A 23,009-nucleotide genomic window follows, 5' to 3' on the forward strand; every position below is an offset into this window, starting at 1 on the left:
AAAAAGTCATCATATAACACACTGATATACAAATACTTGCAAACCGTCATTTTTGTATCCTATTTTCAAGTCCAAAGCCATCATTATCTTAATAAAAACAGGTATCCAATCAGACAATATAATTAGACAAAACTGATTATATTCTTCAATGTGAAAGTAATCGTTTACTCAAATAACGTACCGGATACCATACCGAAAGAAAGCCGACTGTAAGTACCGTTACAAATATCAATACCACATCCCAGAAATGGACACTGACCGGATAAGCATCCACCAAGAACGTACCGCCTCCCCCACCTAAAGAGATAAGGCCGAATTTCTCCTGTATCAGGCAAAGAGCCAAGCCCAATACAATTCCGGATACAGCACCGAAAAGAGAGATCAACCGCCCCTCAAAAAGAAATATTCGGGAAATTAGCCGATCGTCCGCTCCCAAATTACGTAAAGTCACTACATCTTCTTTTTTATCGAGGATCAACATAGAAAGTGAACCGATTACGTTAAAGCAAGCGATCATCAGAATAAATGTAAGGAAAAGGTAGGAGATTAATTTTTCGATCTCCATGATACGGAACACATCCGCTTGCTGTTCATAACGATCCTGTACCACAAAATCATCACCCAGCACAGAAGCGATTTTTGATTTGACGGAAGATACGCCGGCATTTGGTTTCAGTTTCAATTCAATGGCAGAAACCTCGGTCGTATAATCGAGCATCCGTCGTGCAAACGCAAGAGAAGTAAGGATATAGTTACTATCATACTTCTGCTGATTGACCACAAAAACAGCACCGGGAGAAAAAAGATAATCCATATTAAAAGAAGCGGAAGGATTGGCCATGTTCACCTTCGCATTCCGCTTCGGACTATAAATCTTCAACGGATCAACAAACTGGATGCCGGTACCTAAAGTCGAGACCAGTTCAATGCCCATCACACCATAATCCACAATAGAATCATGGAGCAAAAACTCACCGGAGCCATAAAGAATACTATCGATAGCCGTAAGTTCCTCAAAATTATCTTCCACCCCTTTTATTACAGCCATCGTCTGCCGGTCTTTATACTGTACCATCGCATTTTCCTCCAAGGTTTCAGTAAACACGGCAATCTCCGGTAAAGCCCGGATCGCTTGTATACGTTCGTCCTGTGCGTCAAATACTTTCCCTTCACGAACTGTAATTTTCAGCTCCGGATCAAAAGCCGTAAAAAAACTGGCCACCATATCCTGAAAACCGTTAAAAACAGAAAGCGTACAGACTAACGCTAACGTAGCAAGTGCCACCCCGCATACTGATATGCCGGAAATGATATTAATGGCATTGTGCTTCTTTTTCGAAAAAAGATAACGCCGGGCTATGTAGAAAGGGAGATTCACTTCTGAAGCAGTGAGTCTATTTTCTCGATATAATCCAATGAATCATCCACAAAGAATTTCAATTCGGGGATGATACGTAGCTGATGACGGACACGCGTACCGAGTTCGTACCGGATAGATTTCATATTGTTATTAATATTCTTCACCATCTCCTCCCCCTTATCGGATGGGAAAATGCTAAGATACACACGTGCAATGCTCATATCGGGACTGATACGTACCGCACTTACCGATACCAATACACCGGTCATCGCCTTTGTCTGAAGCAAGAATATTTCACTCAATTCTTTCTGCAACAAACGGGATATTTTATTTTGACGGGTTGTTTCCATAAATATACATGTTAGTTTGTTCAACGTAATTTTTCTATTGCAAAGGCTATTCCAGCCTGCTTGTATAGAACACAAAGTTACAGAAATATATCGTTTGGATAATGATTTATAGCTTATTTTTAGTTTTCATTATTGAATTACACACACAAAGCTATCTTTGCGGCAAACCGAACCGGTATTATTTGTCCTCTCTAAAAGAATACTCAGGAATAATGAATCAATAATAGCGCTGAACAGCAATGTCCCATTTCGCATGAGAGAAGTTTACTATATGGGAAAATGGGATCATGGACTCAATATATATATATGGATATTTCAATGACACCATAAATAAAAATATCTATTTTATTTCTTGCGGATAATCGTCAGTCCGTCACGCAAAGGAAGAATTACTTTCTCCACCCGAGGGTCACAAGCCACCAGATCATTAAACGCCTTAATACCGATAGTCTGATAATCATTATTGTGCGGATGTTCCTCCAATACGTGGCCGTCCCACAATGTATTATCTGCAATGATATAACCACCCGTAGAAAGATGGGCAAGTGTCATCTCATAATATTCGATATACTTACGCTTGTCCCCGTCTACAAAAGCAAGATCGAACGTAATACCCAACTTCGGCACCAATTCAAGAGCATCACCGATATAAAACTTTATCTTATCAGCATAAGCGGACTTCTCCAGCCAAGGGCGGGTAAAATCCTCCTGCTCGTCATTAATCTCAAATGTATGAAGCATTCCTCCCTCACTCAAGCCTTCGGCAAGACAAAGAGCTGAATATCCGCTATAAGTTCCTATCTCAAGTATCTGCCGGGGGCGGATCATCTCGACAAACATTTTCAGCATCCTCCCTTGCAAGTGCCCGGAAGCCATACGGGGACGAAGCAACTTGACATGAGTATCCCGATACAATGCTTTCAAGTAATCGCCTTCATCGTCAATATGACGCAAGATATATTCATCAATAGTTTCCATACATCAGTGAAATCAAGACTATACAAGTGGAAGGATTGACGATTGGACAATTTACGATTTACGATTGAAATTACACTGCTATCACAAGACAATAGTTCTTTCAATCGTAAATCGTCCAATCTCAAATTACAAATATCTGTTTTTATTAGGCAGTACCGTTTCCTCCGCATGCTTCAACGCATCTTCCACAACGTTGATCTCAAGGAAAGAAGTCTGCGTACCGGCTTTACCGCTACTCAAGTAACCTACCATATCGGCAGGCTGCAAACGTCCCTCTTTCAGCAAACGGCGCAAAGCTGCGAAATAGTACTCCTGTCCGTTTGCCAACTCCGGCATATAAATCGCTTCCACACCATAGGAAAGAGCCAGATGACGCATCGTTTTCTCTTTGTAACAAATAGCCAATACAGGGTATTTACCACGGAAAGCAGCCAGATTACGGGCCGTACGTCCACTATAACTATCGGTAATGATGGCGCGCATTTTCAATTTCGCCGTTGCTTTCACAGCCTGCTTCGCCAAGAAAGCCGTCACGTCATTGCTATTCTCATTCAACGGAATGCGGATATCGTTTTCTTCCAACTTATCCTTTTCCGCCTGTGCAGCAATTTTCGTCATGGTTTTCACGGCTTCCACCGGATATTTCCCATAAGCAGTTTCACCACTCAGCATCAAGGCATCCGTACGATAATAGATGGCATTGGCGATATCAGTAACCTCCGCACGAGTCGGACGCGGATTATTAATCATCGTATGCAGCATCTGCGTAGCCACGATGACCGGTTTCTTAGCCAATACACATTTGCGGATAAGCGTACGCTGGATGCCCGGAATACGTTCCTGCGGCACCTCGATACCCAAGTCACCACGCGCTACCATAACGCCATCGGCCACTTCAAGTATCTCGTCAATATTATCCACTCCCTCCTGATTTTCAATTTTGGCGATAATTTTAATATCACTGTTATGCGCATCAAGTATTTCACGGATATCGAGCACATCCTGCCTGTTACGGACAAACGAATGGGCGATAAAATCAATATCCTTTTCAATGGCATATAATATATTGTTACGGTCTTTTTCCGTCAACGAAGGCAAGTTAATACGTACACCCGGCACATTCACACTTTTACGGCTACCCAAAGTTGCTTCATTCTGAACTTCACATATCAGATAGTCATCCGTTTTATCGATCACCCGAAGTTCCAGATCACCGTCATCGATAAGAATGGTTCCACCTACATTGAGATCGCGCACAAAATTGGGGTATGAAACGGCAATGCACTCACGAGTCGTTTCCAAATCGGGGTTACCGACAATCTTCACTCTTTCACCGATCTGGTAAGGAATCGGTTCCGCATTCGCGGTAGTCCGCACTTCCGGACCTTTGGTATCCATCAGGATAGCAATGCGATTTGAAACGGCACGCACATTGGCAATCAATGCCTCGAAACCCTCACGGCTGGCATGAGCCGTATTCATACGAACAACGTTCATTCCGGCATCGAACAACTGTTTTATAAAGTCTACATCACAGCGCCTGTCTGAGATGGAAGCTACGATTTTGGTCTGTTTCAGCAACATCTTGAATAATTGTTTAATTTGTTAATGCATTCATAGCCGATTACCGTTCGGCATAGCCACACATTAATTATATTTATCTATACTTATTTTATTATATTCTTTACCATTATGACATTAGTACATACCTTTCATGAACACATCGGCGCATTATTCACCGGCGCATCCTTTCAGAGCTTCAAGCGCCAGCCGGTACGAATCGAGTCCGAAACCACAGATAACCCCTCTGCACGCACAGGCAATCATGGAAACGTGACGAAACGCTTCGCGACTGTGCACGTTAGAGATATGTACCTCTATCACCGGAGCCGTCACCGAACGAATAGCATCCTGCAATGCAATAGACGTATGCGTGTAAGCTCCCGCATTCAGAATGATACCATCCGCTTCAAATCCGGTCTGTTGGATGCAGTCAATCATTTCTCCCTCAATGTTAGATTGAAAATAGTTAATCTCTATATCCTTATACGTTTCACGAAGACCGGTCAGATAGTCTTCAAATGTAACACTTCCGTATATGGAAGGTTCACGTTTGCCCAGCAGATTAATATTGGGGCCATTAATAATTTGTATCCTCATAACACAATCCTACTAATTTTAATACCTTTGTCCCGAGAACATTATTTCAAGATGCAAAGATAGCGTAAACCGAATGCAGTAGCAAATTTATTTGTATTTTGCCGAGGGGCAACCTGTCTTCGCGGGGCAAAGGTAGAAAAAAGAAATGAAAGTAAACGAAAAAACAGAAAAGAAGGATACGGCGGCTCTGATAATCAGGAAGTACCAACAATATCTGAAACTGGAAAAGTCTTTATCCAAAAACACGTTGGATGCTTATATGACCGATCTGGATAAACTGCTTAATTTTCTACAATCAGAAAATATAGAGATATCGGATGTATGCCTGGACGATTTGGAACGTTTCTCTGCCGGACTGCACGACATCGGCATTCATCCGCGTTCACAAGCACGGATCATCTCGGGCATCAAGTCTTTTTTTCATTTCCTGATTATGGCAGATTATCTGGAAGCCGACCCGAGCGAATTGCTCGAAGGGCCTAAAATCGGTTTAAAGTTACCGGAAGTACTTACCGTAGAAGAGATCGACTCCATCATCGCCGCCATCGATCTGAGTAAAAACGAAGGCCAACGCAACCGGGCGATCCTTGAAACACTGTACAGTTGCGGTCTGCGTGTATCGGAACTGACTAATCTGAAACTCTCCGATCTCTATTTCGACGAAGGTTTCATAAAGGTGGAAGGCAAAGGAAGCAAACAACGGTTAGTCCCCATCTCCCCAAGAGCCATTAAAGAAATTAAACTCTATTTCACAGACCGTAACCGTGGAAAAATAAAAAAAGAATACGAAGATTATGTTTTTCTGGCACGATGGGGTAAAAACATATCACGCATCATGGTGTTCCATCTCATCAAGGAATTGGCACAGACCGCAGGTATCACCAAGAACATCAGTCCGCACACTTTTCGCCACTCTTTCGCCACTCATCTGCTGGAAGGAGGGGCCAATCTCCGTGCCATCCAGTGTATGCTCGGACACGAATCCATTGCCACCACCGAAATATATACCCACATCGACCGGAACATGTTGCGGAGTGAAATAATAGAGCATCACCCGCGCAATATTAAATATCGACAAGAAAAGAAAGGCTGATTTCATTAAATTATAATAAAAACAATACCTTGTTTATATATATATCTTAAGATTTAATATCTTTGCGTTACTTTTTCCGGGTTAATGGGAAAAGATGTGTGAACGAATAGACGAATATTTCAATTACAAACATTTAAATTATACCTAAAATGATTAAGAAGCTGTATTTGCCTTTACTTATGGCATTGGTTGTTGCATTATCGTCATGTAACAAGAAAATGGGTGAATTATCATCTGATTACTTCACTACGACTCCGCAAGTGCTGGAGGCAGTAGCTGGTAAGGTTCCCGTAACCATCAATGGAAAATTCCCTGAAAAGTATTTCAACAAGAAAGCGGTTGTAGAAGTAACTCCGGTTCTGAGATGGAACGGCGGCGAAGCTAAAGGTCAGCCAGCTGTATTCCAAGGCGAAAAAGTGGAAGGTAACGACCAAACTATTTCTTACAAAGTAGGTGGAAACTACACAATGAAGACTTCATTCGACTATGTTCCTGAAATGGCTAAGTCTGAATTGTATCTTGAATTCAACGCAAAGATCGGTAACAAAACTGTTACTATTCCTGCCGTTAAAATTGCTGATGGTGTGATCTCGACATCCGAATTGGTTGAAAACACACTGCAAAGTGCCAATCCTGCTAACGGTGACGACGCTTTCCAACGTATCATCAAAGAAAAGCACAATGCGAACATCATGTTCCTTATCCAACAGGCTAACATCCGTGCAAGCGAATTGAAGACTGCTAAAGAATTCAATAAGGAAGTAGCTGAAGTAAACGAAGCTGCCAACAAGAAGATCAGCAACATCGAGGTATCTGCTTATGCATCTCCTGACGGTGGTGTGAAACTGAACACAGGTTTGGCTGAAAATCGTGAAAGCAACACTACTAAAATGTTGAGCAAAGACTTGAAGAAAGCAAAAGTGGACGCTCCTATCGATTCAAAATATACTGCTCAGGACTGGGAAGGTTTCCAGGAATTGGTTTCTAAATCAAACATCCAGGACAAAGAACTGATCCTTCGCGTATTGTCTATGTATCAGGATCCTGAACAAAGAGAACAGGAAATCAAAAACATCTCTTCTGTTTACAAAACTTTGGCTGACGAAATCCTGCCGCAACTGCGTCGTTCTCGTTTGACTTTGAACTATGAAATCATCGGTAAGTCTGACGACGAAATCGCTTCTTTGGCTGCTTCTAATCCGAAAGAACTGACACTGGAAGAACTGTTGTATGCCGCAACTCTGACTAACGACAACGGTAAGAAAGAAGTTATCTATACAAAAGCTACTGAGCTGTTCCCGAACGATTACCGTGCATTCAACAACCTTGGTAAATTAGCTTATCAAGCCGGTAACATCGACAAAGCAGAATCTTACCTGAAGAAAGCTGCAAACATCCAGGCTGCTCCTGAAGTAAACATGAACCTCGGTCTTGTTGCTTTGGCTAAAGGCGACAAGAATGCTGCTGAAGCATACTTAGGCAAAGCTGCCGGTGCTAAAGAATTAGGCGAAACATTGGGTAACCTGTATATCGCACAAGGTCAGTATGAAAGAGCAGTAAACTCATTCGGTGATGCTAAGACTAACAGTGCCGCACTTGCTCAGATCTTGGCTAAAGACTACAACAAAGCTAAAAACACTTTGGCTAACATTGAAAAGCCGGATGCTTATACAGATTATCTGATGGCTGTTCTGGGTGCAAGAACTAACAATCAGTCTATGTTGACAAGCAGCTTGAAGAACGCTGTTGCTAAAGATTCTTCTTTGGCAAAGAAAGCTGCAACAGATCTTGAATTTGCTAAATATTTCACAAATTCAGACTTCATGAACATTATCAAATAAGATAATATCTTATACGTAATAATAAAAAAGAGAGTTGCCCGCCAGACAAATGGCGGGCAATTCTTTTTTTTATCTGTAAAAACACGTACTTTCGCAGAAAAGAAATGGAAAATGAAGAAGATTAATATTCTGCTCATTCTGATACTCTGCATGACAGGCTGCAAAAAGGAAGCTGACACAACAAGTATCACCGGAGAAATTAAAGGACTGGGTAATGACACGATCTATCTGTATGGGGTGGACGGACTTTACGAACAAATAGATACCATCTGCGTAAAAGGAGACAAGTTCTCTCATTCCCTCAAAATAGATACCATTACTTCTGCCGTATTATTATTTAAAAAAAATACGGAATACCCCATTTTCCTTGATAAAAAGAATAAAATAAAAATAGCAGGAAACGTAAATAATCTGAGCTGCCTGAACATCAACGGTAACATCTATAACGAAGAGTTTTCCGCTTTTCAAGCCAGCCTGCAAGAGCTTGACACCCCGTCGGATAAAGCACTTGAAGAAAAAGCCGAAACATTTATCCGCCAACACAACTTTTCTTTTGCCAGTATCTATCTGCTCGACAAATATTTTGTTCAGAAAGAAAACCCCGATTTCGATAAAATTAAAGAGCTTATCAACATCATGGCCGGAATCTTACAGGACAAACCTCGTATCGGACAACTTACAGAATATATCGGCCAACTGGAAAAAGTAAATAAAGACAAAGCAGCGCCATTCTTCAGTATCCCCAATGAAAAAGGAGAAAAAATAACCCGCACAGGGCAATTTAAAGATAAGTATCTGCTTATCAACTTCTGGGCATCCTGGTGCGAAGACTGTGACTCCACAAATGTCGAACTGCGCAAGATAAACGCCAAATACAAAAAGAGCAAAGATTTCGGGATACTCGGCATTTCACTCGATATAGACAAGAAAGCCTGGAAAAACAAAATCAAACAAGACACATTAAACTGGGAACAGGTATGCACCTTCACCGGATGGGACATGGAAACAGCCAAACAATATGCCGTTCAGAAGCTGCCTGTCAGCATACTCGTATCCCCAAGCGGAAGAATACTTGCAAGAGATATCCCGGCAGACAGCCTAAGCCACAAAGTGGAAGAAGTGCTAAAGAAAAACGAAAAGAAATAATTGCCCTTAAATTACTAAGAAAAACATGCTCATAAAAGTATTCGGAGCGGCCGTACAAGGTATAAACGCAACCCTTATCACCATCGAAGTAAACAGCTCAAGAGGTTGCATGTTCTATCTGGTAGGTCTGCCCGACTCTGCCGTAAAAGAGAGCCATCAACGTATCATCTCCGCCCTGCAAGTGACCGGGTACAAAATGCCCACCAGCAATATAGTCATCAACATGGCACCGGCAGATATTCGTAAAGAAGGTTCGGCCTACGACCTCCCGCTTGCCATAGGCATCCTTGCCGCCAATGAAACCATCTCTTCCGAGAAACTGCCCCATTATTTACTCATGGGAGAACTAAGTCTCGACGGTAGCATACAACCGATCAAAGGGGCACTTCCCATAGCTATCAAAGCACGGGAAGAGAAATTCGACGGACTGATCGTTCCCCTGCAGAATGCCCGTGAAGCGGCAGTCGTCAATAACCTGAACGTATACGGAGTTACGAATATCAAAGAGGTCATCGAATTTTTCAACGGGAAATGCGAGTTACAGCCCACGATCGTCAATACACGGGAAGAGTTCTATACCCGCCAGGAAGAGTTTGAATACGACTTCGCAGATGTCAAGGGGCAGGAAAATGTAAAAAGAGCATTAGAAGTGGCGGCGGCCGGCGGGCATAATCTTATTATGATCGGAGCACCCGGAAGCGGGAAATCCATGATGGCCAAACGTTTGCCGTCCATCCTGCCGCCTCTGTCTCTCGGTGAAAGTCTGGAGACCACCAAAATACATTCCGTAGCCGGAAAACTGAGCCGAGACACCTCACTGATTACAAAACGTCCGTTTCGTAACCCCCATCATACGATTTCGCAATCAGCTATGGTTGGCGGTGGAAATTTTCCACAACCGGGTGAGATCAGCCTTGCCCATAACGGCGTACTCTTTTTAGATGAACTTCCGGAATTCCAACGCAGTGTATTGGAAGTATTGCGTCAACCGTTGGAAGATCGCCGCATCTCTATATCCCGGGTAAGATGCAGCATTGATTATCCGGCGAGTTTCACACTGATCGCTTCTATGAATCCATGTCCTTGCGGATATTATAATCACCCCACAAAAGCCTGTGTCTGTTCTCCGGGGCAAGTGCAGAAATATCTGAATAAAATATCAGGGCCTTTACTGGATCGTATCGACATACAAATAGAAATTGTGCCGGTTCCTTTTGAAGAGATGGCCAACAACCATCCTGCCGAACCAAGCTCAGAAATTCGTAAACGGGTTATCAAAGCCCGGCAAATACAGGATACCCGTTTTGCCGACCAACCAGGCATTTATTGCAATGCACAAATGACGAGCAAACTGCTTGCCCAATATGCCCAACCCGACAACAAAGGCCTGACTTTACTAAAAAATGCCATGAACCGGCTCAACCTCTCCGCCCGCGCCTACGACCGCATATTAAAAGTATCGCGCACCATTGCCGATCTGGAAGGTAGCGAACAAATACTCTCCGCTCACCTGGCCGAAGCCATCAGCTATCGGAATCTGGACAGGGAGAATTGGGGAGGGTGAAAAGAAGGGAGAATTCTCCCCTCTCTTCATCTTTCTTTTTCGATTCTTATCCGCGCATCCACCGCTATCACCTCTTTCTCCGTAGCCAATAGCGGATTGATATCCATCTCCTTGATCTCCGTGGCAAAACGTAGCAGGGTGGAAAGACGGACGATGATCTCGGCAAATTTATCTTCGTTTACCCCTTTCTGTCCACGGGTTCCCTGAATAATCTTATAGGCACGGAGGGAATGGATCATAGAATAAGCCTCTTCATAAGACAACGGGGCAAGGCCGGAAGAAACATCCTTCAAAACTTCAACAAAAATACCTCCTAAACCACAGAGCACAACGTGTCCGAATTTCTCTTCATATTTTGCACCGATAAAGAGTTCCGTGCCTTTCAGCATGGGTTGAACCATAATGGCATGTGCCTCGGGAATCTGCATCATCCGATCGAACTCCAAAGCGAGATGCTGCTCGCCTTTTATGTTCAGTACCACTCCTCCCACATCGGATTTGTGTACCGGACCGACAACCTTTGCCACTACCGGGAATCCACAACGGCGTGCAAAAGCAACCACCTCTTCTTTATTGCCGGAAACAAACTCATCGACAAGCGGAATACCGGCGGAATGCAGCAATGCCTGCACATAATGGGGGGCGATATAACCATCTTCGGGGATAGAGTCGATGATACGCCTGATACGAGGTACATCCACACCGAAAAGCTCTATTTCATTGGTGGCCGGTTGCGGGGCATTCACTATCCTCGACAAGGCCGTACCCAATGTCACCTCATCAGCAAAGTTCACATGCCCTTTTGCCAGAAAAGCGGCAACCTCGGCTCCTGCCGTATTGATAGAAGGAAGAATCGGAAAAATCGGTTTACGGCAAGTCTGCATCTTTTCATGTAGCACATCATACATTTCAAACATAGTAACCAGGCCCGGAGTACCGAAAATAGCCATCATCGCATCTATATTCTCAAACTTCTCTTCACAATAATCGATGCAAAGCCGCAAATGCTCGGGAGTACCGGTAGCTAAGATATCAATCGGATTGCCAACGGCAGCACCGGGATAAAGGCGGGATTTTAATTCATCTGCCAACGGGCCTTCCAACCGGGGAACATTCAGTCCGCCTTTGCTCAGAGCATCGGTCAGCATCACCCCGGGACCGCCGGCGTGCGTAATAATAGCAAAATTCTTCCCCCGCAATTCCGGTAACGTGAAAACGCAGCCTACCGTGGTCAACTCTTCACGGGAGAAACAACGCACGATACCTGCTTTACGGAACAGAGCCTCGACAGCAGAGTCGGAACTGGCAATAGCCCCCGTATGCGAAGAGGCCGCACGGCTCCCGCTTTCGGAACTTCCCGCTTTGATGGCAGCAATCTTACAGCCTTTCTTGATCAACGACGAAGCATGAAACAGCAAACGGTCGGGATCACCGATACTCTCGATATAAAGCAATTTAATCCGTGAATCCTTTTCCGGATCAAATGTATTATCCATATATTCCAACACATCTTCCACACCGATCTGCTTCGCATTGCCTACTGACCAGACAGAATTGAACTGCAATCCTTTTGTCACCGCACTCTCCAAAATAAAGACTGCCGTTGCACCGGAACTGGAAATCAAATCTACTCCCTGCAAGCTCAATTGCGGAATAGGCTGACTGAATACGCTGTGATGCCACGTGTTCATCAACCCGATGCAGTTCGGCCCGATCAGCGAAGCACCGTATGTATTCACCGTTGCCAGAATCCGTTCTTCGAGCAGTGCACCTTCGTGCGTCTCTTCGCCAAAACCGGCAGAGAGAATGATAAATGCCTTCGTTTGCTTTCCGCTCGCCAACGCTTCTACCACATCCGGACACAACGCCGCCGGAATGGCAAGAATCGCCAAATCGGTATCGGGTATGTCTTTGGCATCGGCAAAAGAAGGAATCCCCTGCACTTCCGTCTCCTTCGGGTTGACGGCACGAAGTTCACCACGATAACCACCATTGATAAGATTCTTTAATATAGCACCGCCCGGTTTATGCACATTATTCGATGCACCCACGACGACGATGCTCTCCGGACGGAGCAACTGTGTTGTAATCATACGATTGTATATTATTCGGTTATTAATGCACAAATATAGTATTTCCCAAAAACATAAGCAACTTAAAACATGGAAATTCATTTCCCCTTTCCCCCTTCCGCTTTTCGTTATTCATCGGTATTTAAGTGCAGAAGGGAGGGGAAGAAAGTTTTAAATATAATTCCCCGTCGGCAATCATCAACTGATCGATTGACAGTAGTCAACAGATAAGCCGACAACTACCAATAGATAAATTGACTACTGTCAACATACAATAATAGTTATACAATCTGTAAAGAATTAAATAAGGAAGATATATTTCCTCCCATATAATCCATATCTTCCGGTTATGAACATAGACTCCCATTTTCAAAAATCTCTCCGTTCGCAGTGCCAATCACCGAAGCCCTTCCGCAATATCGCAAGCTCTTCCGCTCCGTAATGCTTGCCACCAAGGCTTTTTAGCTATTGTACAAGGGGACATGTGCAATGCAACAGTACAGTTAAGGCTCCATCGGAGCATCATCATATTGTTAAAATCCGTCAAAAGCACAATCGTCACACAAATTAAACAAATAAATAACAGCGCACTAATATAAATTTTGTCACTGTAAACCGTTACAAAACAAAAACAAGTAAAAGGAAATAAGGCATGCAACTATTTTTTTTAAGAATGAATGCTTCTTATTTCTGTTTTATTAACTACATTTGTAGGCGAAGTATTAATAATATAAAAGTCTCCATACTTCTAAAAAATTAGGGATGATTGCGAAAGGAGACTGTCGCAAACAAACAATTATTACATGAATCAAAACAATTTCAAACATCTGTTTTTACTTTTTTATTTTCTGTTGTTCTTATGTCCGAGTATTCTATCGGCCCAACAGAGTAAAATTACGGTAACTTCCTTTAATCGGATGGAAAACGACATCACCGCCCGTATCACAGCACCGAAACGGGATCAAAACGGAGAAATATGTGCGTTGATACGCATCGTGACCAACGAAAAAGACCTTATGTTCGAGCCCGATGCCTTAGGCATTACAGCCCGCGAAAACAAGACAGGAGAAGTGTGGGTTTATGTCCCCCGTGGTGCACGACGCATCTCAATCCTGCATGACAAACTGGGAATTCTGCGCAACTATTTCTATCCGGACATCATCGAAAAGGCAACCGTATACGAGATGGTACTCAACACAAGCGACGACCAGAACAAGCCCGTGGCGGAAAGTAACATGCAATTTCTCGTAGTCCGCCCCGAGCCGGCCACAGCCAATGTTTACATTAACGAAGAACCGGTACCTGTGGAAAACGGACTTTTCAACGCAACCATGCCGAAAGGAGAACACACCTATCGGGTGGAAGCACCGATGTATCAGCCCGATGCCGGTGTCATCAAGTTAGGTAATACTCCGGTCACCAAAAGCGTTGCATTAAAACCCAAATTCGGTTACATGGAAATCTTCTCACTACCCGAGCAGGATGCCGACGTATACATCGACAGCGTACGGGTAGGAAAAACTCCCTACCGCAGTGACCGCATGGGGATCAAGGAATATAAAGTGCGTATCGAGAAACAAACATACTTCCCGATAGACACCGTGCTGAATGTAACCGCCGGAGAAACCGTACGCCCTACCTTCCACATGATATCCACCATCAAACCGAAAGTTCCGATGAACACGCTCATTATGGTACAGGCAGGATTTGGCGGTGGCGGGCAAACCTCCTTCGGCGGCATGATCGGTTTTACACGCACCAACGGATTCTATGCCGCTTTCAGGAGTGACTTCAACTCGATCAAAACCGTAGGTGAATGTGACGATAACCAAAAGACCACCGAAGGCGCCTCCATCATCTACGAACCGGGAAGAACAGAGAAATCCTACCTCTGCATTACAGCCGGATATATGCGCCGTCTGGCTAAACCACTTTACGGCTATGCCGGCGTAGGATACGGTAACCGCACTTTTGCCTGGCTCGAAGCCGACACGGAAGACAACTGGTATAAAAACACCGATCACTCCGCATCCGGAGTAGCGGCAGAAATAGGGGCTATCCTGCGCCTGAAAGGGTTCCTGCTTTCGGCAGGATTCAACACAATCAATTTCAAACAGCACCAGGTCACCGCCGGTGTAGGTATTATTTTCTAAGAATAACATAAATCACTTCAAACGATATGAAACGACTCATACGAACCATCGCCATCCTGTGCTTTATCTGGCTGACAGGAGGTTGTGAAAAAGATACAGAACCCACTTGGATTGCCCCGAAAATGGAGATCCAAGTAGTATCGCAAGATGACATTAAACGCAAAAGCGCCATACTGAAAGGGAATATCGGAGAAAACGATCTGGAAATTACCGAATGCGGCTTCCTCTACTCCATCAACAAGACTCTGCTCGAAAGTAAAGCATTGGGTGACAAAGATGTAATCAAAGTGCTTGTAGAGCAAACATCCGGTGAAGTAAAAGTACAATTGGAAGAACTCATTCCGGGAACGAACTATTTTTACTGCCTTTTCATCACCTGCGGCAACACCACTGTCATCAGTCCGGAAATTCTGCAGTTTGCCACAGTTGCCAACAATGCGCCCGAACTGGATGCAATAACCCTCCGAACCAAAGACAATCAAAGTATTACGGTCGCAAGCGAGGTCATCTCCAGCGGGGCAGAAAGCATCGAACTGCGAGGTGTCTGCTACGTCAAAGGAACCGAAGGCGACCCTAAATTGGGAGACAACAATGTGGCCGTACCCGAAGGCGAAACCGATTTCGTAGTCACCATCAGCAATTTGAGCGCCTCTACCGACTATACCATACGGGCTTTTGCCATGAACAACGAAGGCATCGTAGGATACGGCAAAACAACCGTTATCCGCACCGAGAATTCGGAAAAGCCAACTGTACGCACATACGACGAGCCAACTGTACGCGGTAATTATGCCGTAGTAACCGCTGAAGTGACCGATGCCGGAACTTCTGCCGTAACCTCCCGGGGATTCTGCTGGAGCAGTACAAACTCCACCCCCATGCTTGGTGCTTGCGACGGACAGACAGAAATGCCTTTAACAGAAAGTAATGTATTCGCAGGAGAAATCAATAAACTCAAAGAAGGCACCGTTTATCATATCCGGGCTTATGCAACCAACGGAAAAGGAACCGGATACGGCAATGCTGTCACCATCACTACCACCAGTGTGACACTGCCGGAAGTTACGATCACCACCCCTACGTTTACTACCAAAACAGCCGACCTCAGTGCCGCCATAGCCAGCAACGGAGGCGGTACAATCACCGAACAGGGATTCTGTTGGAGTGCATCCGTACACAATCCGCAAACAGACACGGAAGGATGCGAACATAAAGCAATAGAAGGCGACGACTTCAAGTACATGTTAGAAGAACTGACACCGGGAACCACCTATTACGTGACAGCCTATGCCGTCAACGAAAAAGGAACCGGATACTCGAACGTCAAAGAATTTAAAACCATGGAGCTCACAGTGCCCCGACTGGATGCACTCGTCATCTCCACACCCAAAACAGATGGCGCAAGCGTCAACTGCACACTGCTCAGCAACGGCAACGGTACCGTGACCGAACGCGGATTCTGCTGGAGCACCTCCGTACAGAATCCTCGATTGGACATGCAAGGATGCGAAAAAATACAGATGACAGGCACGGAATTTCTGCATGAATTTACCGGACTAAACCCCGGTACTCCGTACTACGTGACGGCTTACGCCACCAATGAAGCAGGAACGGGATATTCTCAGGCCGGAAGCTTCACCACTGTAACTATTTCCGAACCCACGTTGGACATTCCGTATATTTCGGCCATCAATACCACCTCGGCCTATGTGCGTAGCAGTATTATCAATGACAATAATTCTCCGGTCACAGGAAAAGGGTTCTGTTATAGTACAACGAATCCCAACCCGACAACCTCTGATAAAGTGATCAGTGTTGAAGGCAACGACTTCACGCAGCAACTGCTCGGGCTGAATCACGGTACCCTCTATTACATACGCGCTTTTGCAACCAACAGCGTAGGTACGGGATATAGCAGCAGCGAAAGTTTCACCACCACTCAAATCACCGCTCCCGGCCTGTATAGTACAAATGTCTCAGGCGTCACCATCAACAGCGCAGTACTTACCGCCACGATCTACTCGGCAGGTAACGGCACCATCAGCCGGAAAGGTTTCTGCTGGAGCACCGAAACGAGTCAGCCGGATATGGATAAAAACACCCACCAAGACATTGAAGGCAACGTAACCGCCCTCAACCACACCCTCACCGGCTTAACGCCCGGAAAGACCTATTACGTACGTGCATATGCCGTCAACGAAGCGGGAGTGACCTACAATAGCCATGCACAATTCACCACGGATGCCGTCAATAAGCCGACTTTCGGAAATATCTCCGTGACAGACGTGGCAATCACCACAGCTAAAGTCACTGCACGTATCAGCAGTAACGGAAACCAGGAAATCACACGGAAAGGTTTTTATTGGAGCAGCACCAACCACGAACCGGGCGAAAACGACCAAGTAAAAGCCATCGAAGGCACAGGAGACCAGATGGTTCTGAACATGAGCGACCTGAAATCAAGTACCACTTACTATGTACGTGCTTTTGCCACAAATTCACAAGGCACAACTCTCTCTAATATCACCTCATTCACCACCGCCATCGACCCCGTACCGGGTGATGGAGATATGGGTAATCCGGATAAATAACCCTCGAAACAGAAAAGTAATATGAAAAAGATATTCTTATATATATGTATGATATGCCTGGCAGGTCTGAGCACCTACGCTGCCATAAACGGAACACAAGCAAACGATGACACTTTTGCCACCAATGCGCTGAAAGAAGGCTCTTTCCCACTGACCTTTGAACAGGAATCTACCACTGCCCCGTGGACAACTGCGGGAAACGGGGTTGTGACCAGCAGTAATAAAGAAGCGAACTCTGAAGTAGGGTTCAGTACAACGTTCAACCTATCATTTGATGCTACGGTTTCTTTCGACTGGTCTGTCAATGGCGACCAACTGATATTTTATGTGGACAACAAGCAAGTAACTAATATATCCGGCATTATATCCAACTATACCCCTTATAGTTATGATCTAAAAACGGGTGTGCATACTTTGAAATGGAGCTACAAAAACAGTAGTTCCGCTACCACCGGAGATGATCGCGGCTATGTGAAAAATATCTATATGTCGCCAACATCATTCATAATGCCGGGCGTTGCTTACCCTGTATGCGAGACCCAACTTTACTTCGGAAATGTAGTAAAAAATGCACCGACAACGGTCAACCTGAATGTCCGCAATATCGGTAGTGAACAACTAAACATAACGAAAGTGACAACCGACAATACCATTTTCTCCATAGGAGATTATGAAAAGAATATTCCAGCATTGGAGACACGCACAATCCCTTTCACCGTCACTGTAACAGCCGAAGGACTGATTGAAGCCAAAGCTATCATAGTAACCAATGGAGGCACACGGGAGGTTTCCTTGCGGGCCAATTGTACAAGCGATATAACAAGCATCGCTGTGACAAGTCCAGGGAACCTCAGCAATCAAGTATCAGCGAGCGATTATGCAAAAATCAACAATCTTAAGCTGACAGGCGTTATTAATGATACAGATATCGCTTTCATCAAGCAAAACCTAACAGCTGTCAAGACGCTGGACTTATTGGATGCCTCATTTATAAACAACAGCATCAATACGCAATTCCAAAAGAATACATGGGTAACGTTGATATTGCCAAAAGGAACATTGACAATCAATTCTGCGGCACTCCAAGAGAGTGAATGGCTACAAAGTATCGTATTGCCCGAAGGATTGACAGACATAAATTCTAATGCTTTTTACAAGTGTAGTTCTTTACAAAATATCGTCCTCCCATCCACTCTACGAACTATCGGCATAAGAGCTTTTAATGATTGTGCGTCATTAAAAGCCATAACGATTCCGGACAGAGTTGAATCTATCGAACAATATGTATTCTATGAATGCAGTGCTCTCGAAGAAATAATTATCGGAAACGGAGTAAAAAGCATATCGGGTTATGGCCCATTTGAGGGATGTAACAACCTTAAGAAAGTGGTCATCGGAAACGGCCTGACAGATTTAACCGGCAGTATATTCCAAGGCAAAACGAACCTAACAGAAGTCATATTAGGAGAAAATATAACAACAATAGGAAGCAGTTGTTTTATGGGATGCACTGGATTAGAAAAGATTACATTGCCTAAAAAACTACGTAACATCAACGGGGCTGCATTCCTCGGATGTAGCAATTTAAGAACGATTGAAATGCCAGATAGCCTAAGAACACTTAAGGATCAGGCTTTTGAAGGATGCGAAAATTTGCAAAGCATAATACTGGCAGACAGTTTAACCGGAGAGATAGGAAATAGAGCATTCTACAACTGTAAATCATTAACCACGATTACAATTCCGGACAAAGTCGAATCTATTGGACAATACGTGTTCAGTGGTTGTAACGCTCTCGAAGAAATAACCATCGGAAACGGAGTTAAGAGCATATCGGGTTATGGACCATTTGAAGGATGTAGCAACCTTAAGAAAGTGGTCATCGGAAACGGCCTGACAGATTTAACCGGCAGTATATTTCAAGGTAAAACAAATCTAACAGAAGTCATATTAGGGGAAAATATAACAACAATAGGAAGTTTCTGTTTTAATGGATGTACCGGACTGGAGAAGATCGTATTACCTAAAAAACTACGTAATATAGAGGGGGGAGTATTCTACGAATGCGACAATTTAAGAACGATTGAAATGCCCGACAGTTTAAGAATACTTAAAGATCAAGTTTTTCAAGGATGTGAAAACCTACGAAGCATAACGTTACCGGACAGTTTAGAAAGTATAGGGAATCAAGTATTCAGAGATTGTAAAGCCTTGAAATCAATAACTATTCCGTCAAAAGTCACATCTTTAGGACAATATGTTTTTTATGGATGCAGTGCCTTGGAAAGTTTTATTTTAGGAGATGGAATTGAAGAAATATCTACTTATGACCCTTTTTACGAATGTAATAATCTTCGTTATGTAAAACTCAACGATAAACTTACCTATATAAGTAATTGGTTCTCCAATAAAAGTAACCTGGAAACTGTTGTTTTAGGAAACCAAGTCACAACAATTGGTAATTCTGCTTTCGCCAATTGTAAATCACTCCAAACCATCAACATGCCGGAAACATTAACAACCATTGGAAATTCGGCTTTCAGCGGATGTAGTAAATTGGCTTCTATTTACATTCCGGAAAGTGTTAATAAAATAGAGAACTATGCCTTTAGCAACTCCGGACTTCGTACATTTACACTTCCTCAAAACATAACGATCATCCCTAACTATGTTTTTAATAATTGCGATAGTCTACGAACAATTACTCTAACTCCTCAATTGACTGCCATAGAGGAAGATGCTTTCAATTCCTGCGACAGTGTAAAAGATATCACTATCAACAATGAAAATGAAACCATTATTGCCACAGCCGGAAAATTCGCCAGCATTCAAAAAGTGACCTTTGGAGATTTAGTTACTGCCATCCCCGATAACCTATTCAAAGACAAAAAATATCTGAAAGAAGTGAAGTTCGGCAAAGAGTTAGCTACCATTGGAGCCAATGCATTTTATAATACCGGCTTAGAGAAATTCACCCTGCCCGATCAGGTGACAACCATTGGCGAAGCCGCTTTCAAAGGAAACAAACAATTGACTGAATTCACTCTAAGCAAAAGCATCAACGAGATCCCTACAGAAGCCTTTGCCGGATGTATTAAGTTGGATTCCATCGGATTCCCTGCCTCCATTCGTAAAGTGGGTAGTAAAGCTTTCGACGGTTGTGACTCATTGCGGGTGATCGAATTAAATCCGGAATTAACAGAAATCGGTGAATATGCCTTTTATAATGCCGGAGACAAAAAACTGGAAAGCATCACCATCCCGGCCAAAGTGAAAAGTATAGGAAGCTATGCCTTCGCAAGTTGTGATACATTAAGTAATATCACGCTTGGTGAAGCAGTAGACAGCATTGCAACATACGCATTCCAAAAATGCCGCTGCCTGAAAGCAATCACTTTGCCGGCAAAACTGCGTAAACTGGAACACGATGTGTTCAACGGTACAGAGATTGCATCGCTCAACATCCCGGATCAAGTAACAGATGTCACCGGAGTATTCAACGGATTAAATAGCAAATTAACCTCCGTCACTCTCGGTAACGGGATAAAGGCACTTCCCGAAGGAATATTCAACAGTTTCTCCGCCCTACAAAGTGTCAGAATAGGAACCGGTGTCACCAAACTGCCAAGCAATACGTTCTATTATTGCAAGGCGTTGACCGATGTTACCATCGGAGCTAATGTCACGACCCTGGACGCTTATAGCTTCGGCTATTGCACAGCCTTGAAACAACTCAGCATCCCGGAGAAAGTAACCGATATACACGAAAATGCTTTTTACGGTACGGCCTTGACAGACTTAGCCCTAAATATGGAAGAGATCAAAGATTACGCCTTCAACAACCGGACGGATCTGACCCAAATCACCATCGGCAAAAACGTAAAACGCATCGGCGTTCAAGCATTCGGATATACCAATATCACAAACATCACACTACCCGAAAATCTGACTACTATTGCCGAAAAAGCTTTCTATGGAACTAAGCTGCAAAACATCCGCATCCCGGCATCGGTAAAAACCGTAGGGTCACAAGCATTCTACAACTGCAAAGAACTGCAAAGCGTGGAAATAGCAGCCGGCTCGGTATCGATCGGCAAACAGGCTTTCCAAGCCAGCCCGAAATTAACCACCGTCATCATGAAAGAAGGCGGCGAAAAGAACATTGCAACAGAAGCATTCTACAACTGCCCGGCACTGGAACAAGTCACTCTTGCTTCCACCGACTCCATTGGCACACGGGCCTTCTCCAACTGCCCGAAGCTGGCAAGCATCCATATACCCGCCAAAACCATAGGCGCCTATGCCTTTGCCAATTGCAGTACACTGACCGATGTGACCTTCGCCGAAGGCATGGACTCTATCGCCGACTACGCTTTTGTCAACTCAACGAATATCAACAGGGTGGCATTGCCGAACAGTCTGCGCACAATCGGCGCCTATGCATTCAGTGCCGAAAATAAAGAGAACTCATTAAGGAGCATCAGTTTCGGGAACAATCTGGAAACCATCGGAAAGAATGCGTTCTATAAAAGCACACAGGTAAAGGACATCGTCATCCCCGACAAAGTAAAAACCATACGGCTCAATGCTTTCAGTAATTGTGAAAATCTGCGTACGGTAAGCGTAGGCAGTGGAGTAGTCACCGTTGAACCCTTTGCTTTCAATGCCAACCCCAACCTGATGTCCATCACATGGAACAGTAAAACACGTATCGAAAACGATGCTTTCAACAGTTATGCCAAAAACTGCCTGATGTATGTCACCGCACAGACAGAGGTTCCTCAAAAATGGTATAATGTGATTCGCGACGGGGTGGCCGAGAACATTGAAATAGCAGATAAATATCCGTTCCATTGCTGGAAAGCATTTGAAGCGAAGAAAGCCATATTTCGCAAGACGTTCAGTCTGGAAACCGGACGTGGCAACGTGTCCAAGGGATGGGAGTCAATCACACTGCCATTCGATGTCAGCCGCATATGGTTCGAGTCAAAAAGTACCGAGCTCCTGCCGTTCGGCGCAGAAGGAGCAAGTACACGCCGTTTCTGGTTACGCGAACTGGGAGAAAACGGATTCCAGTCGTGTCAGCAGATAAAAGCACATACCCCTTACATTATCGCCATGCCGAACAACCGGGAATATGACGAGCAATATAACATCACCGGAGAGGTGCAATTCATAGCCGAAGATTACCGGATACCTGTCACACCCGAAGTTCTGCCAATCGTAGAAGGACCGAAATTCAATTTTGTCCCGACGCTTACAGCAGTCGAACAATCACAGGAGGTATATGCCCTGAACATCGATCCATACAACACGGAAGAGACAACCGGTAGCGTATTCGAACGTTATCGCCGTGACGTAAAGCCGTTCGAAGCTTACGTTACAGACAAACCGGGGTCGCTCAATGCGCCGCTCATGTTCAGTATCGGTGACAATGGCGGTGGTGCCACCGACATACGCATAACGCTGGGCGAAACCATCGATAACGTGAAAGCATACAGCCGAAACGGTATCCTTTACATCGAATCGGACTGTACACGTACCATCGAAATTTATGGTGTAAACGGCATGTTGCTCCGTAATGCAGAAGTGAATGAAGGAATCAATCAGGTGACCGACCTTGATGAGGGCGTCTACTTCCTTGAAGGACAAAAAGTGATTGTGAAACAATAAAATCATCATTGAGCCTCAAACAGAAAAC

The 23,009-nt window shown here is 44.2% G+C and carries 13 protein-coding genes; 7 read left to right on the plus strand and 6 right to left on the minus strand.

Annotated elements, in window-relative coordinates:
• Positions 1–145: 145 nt before the first annotated feature.
• The 5 genes from RB604_RS03350 to aroQ form a co-directional block, all read right to left on the minus strand.
• Positions 146–1,378 (minus strand): FtsX-like permease family protein, encoded by a 1,233-nt coding sequence (locus RB604_RS03350; RefSeq protein WP_007479714.1) that lies wholly within the window; start codon positions 1,376–1,378, stop codon positions 146–148.
• Complete coding sequence (rbfA, locus tag RB604_RS03355; RefSeq protein WP_005928421.1) at positions 1,375–1,710, minus strand: 30S ribosome-binding factor RbfA; 336 nt, start codon at positions 1,708–1,710, stop codon at positions 1,375–1,377. Before rbfA ends, RB604_RS03350 begins: the two co-directional genes overlap by 4 nt.
• A gap of 345 nt (positions 1,711–2,055) precedes the next feature.
• Entirely contained in the window at positions 2,056–2,688 is a 633-nt protein-coding gene (locus RB604_RS03360; protein ID WP_007479713.1) for an O-methyltransferase, read from the minus strand.
• 126 nt (positions 2,689–2,814) lie between these two features.
• Positions 2,815–4,272: a pyruvate kinase gene (pyk, locus tag RB604_RS03365; protein ID WP_005928415.1), complete on the minus strand. Its 1,458-nt coding sequence runs from the start codon at positions 4,270–4,272 to the stop codon at positions 2,815–2,817.
• Between the two features lie 147 nt (positions 4,273–4,419).
• Positions 4,420–4,848 (minus strand): type II 3-dehydroquinate dehydratase, encoded by a 429-nt coding sequence (gene aroQ, locus RB604_RS03370; RefSeq protein WP_005928413.1) that lies wholly within the window; start codon positions 4,846–4,848, stop codon positions 4,420–4,422.
• Between the two features lie 145 nt (positions 4,849–4,993).
• Here aroQ and xerD point away from each other — a divergent pair, with 145 nt between their 5' ends.
• The 4 genes from xerD (at position 4,994) to RB604_RS03390 (ending at position 10,492) form a co-directional block, all read left to right on the plus strand.
• Entirely contained in the window at positions 4,994–5,941 is a 948-nt protein-coding gene (gene xerD / locus RB604_RS03375; protein ID WP_005928411.1) for a site-specific tyrosine recombinase XerD, read from the plus strand.
• Positions 5,942–6,090: 149 nt separating this feature from the next.
• Positions 6,091–7,782, plus strand: a complete 1,692-nt coding sequence (locus RB604_RS03380) for a tetratricopeptide repeat protein (protein ID WP_005928409.1) — start codon at positions 6,091–6,093, stop codon at positions 7,780–7,782.
• A gap of 111 nt (positions 7,783–7,893) precedes the next feature.
• A complete protein-coding gene (locus tag RB604_RS03385) occupies positions 7,894–8,928 on the plus strand; it encodes a TlpA disulfide reductase family protein (RefSeq protein WP_007479712.1) in 1,035 nt (344 codons plus the stop codon).
• Between the two features lie 25 nt (positions 8,929–8,953).
• Positions 8,954–10,492 carry a YifB family Mg chelatase-like AAA ATPase gene (locus RB604_RS03390; RefSeq protein ID WP_005928404.1) on the plus strand — a complete coding sequence of 513 codons (1,539 nt, stop codon included), beginning with the start codon at positions 8,954–8,956 and terminating at the stop codon, positions 10,490–10,492.
• A gap of 26 nt (positions 10,493–10,518) precedes the next feature.
• On the opposite strand, the gene RB604_RS03395 is transcribed toward RB604_RS03390, so the two are convergent.
• Positions 10,519–12,585 (minus strand): acetate--CoA ligase family protein, encoded by a 2,067-nt coding sequence (locus tag RB604_RS03395; protein ID WP_007479711.1) that lies wholly within the window; start codon positions 12,583–12,585, stop codon positions 10,519–10,521.
• Positions 12,586–13,367: 782 nt separating this feature from the next.
• On the opposite strand from RB604_RS03395, the gene RB604_RS03400 reads away from it, so the two are divergent.
• From RB604_RS03400 to RB604_RS03410, 3 genes are read left to right on the plus strand one after another with little or no spacing between them, the layout of a single operon-like run.
• Positions 13,368–14,717: a PEGA domain-containing protein gene (locus RB604_RS03400; protein WP_007479710.1), complete on the plus strand. Its 1,350-nt coding sequence runs from the start codon at positions 13,368–13,370 to the stop codon at positions 14,715–14,717.
• A gap of 26 nt (positions 14,718–14,743) precedes the next feature.
• A complete protein-coding gene (locus tag RB604_RS03405; RefSeq protein WP_007479709.1) occupies positions 14,744–17,308 on the plus strand; it encodes a fibronectin type III domain-containing protein in 2,565 nt (854 codons plus the stop codon).
• Positions 17,309–17,329: 21 nt separating this feature from the next.
• Positions 17,330–22,981, plus strand: coding sequence for a leucine-rich repeat domain-containing protein (locus RB604_RS03410; RefSeq protein WP_195558442.1), 5,652 nt, complete (start codon positions 17,330–17,332; stop codon positions 22,979–22,981).
• The last annotated feature ends 28 nt before the right edge of the window (positions 22,982–23,009 follow it).

It is taken from the genome of Bacteroides salyersiae, assembly GCF_031172035.1.
GTDB classification, from domain to species: Bacteria; Bacteroidota; Bacteroidia; order Bacteroidales; family Bacteroidaceae; genus Bacteroides; species Bacteroides salyersiae.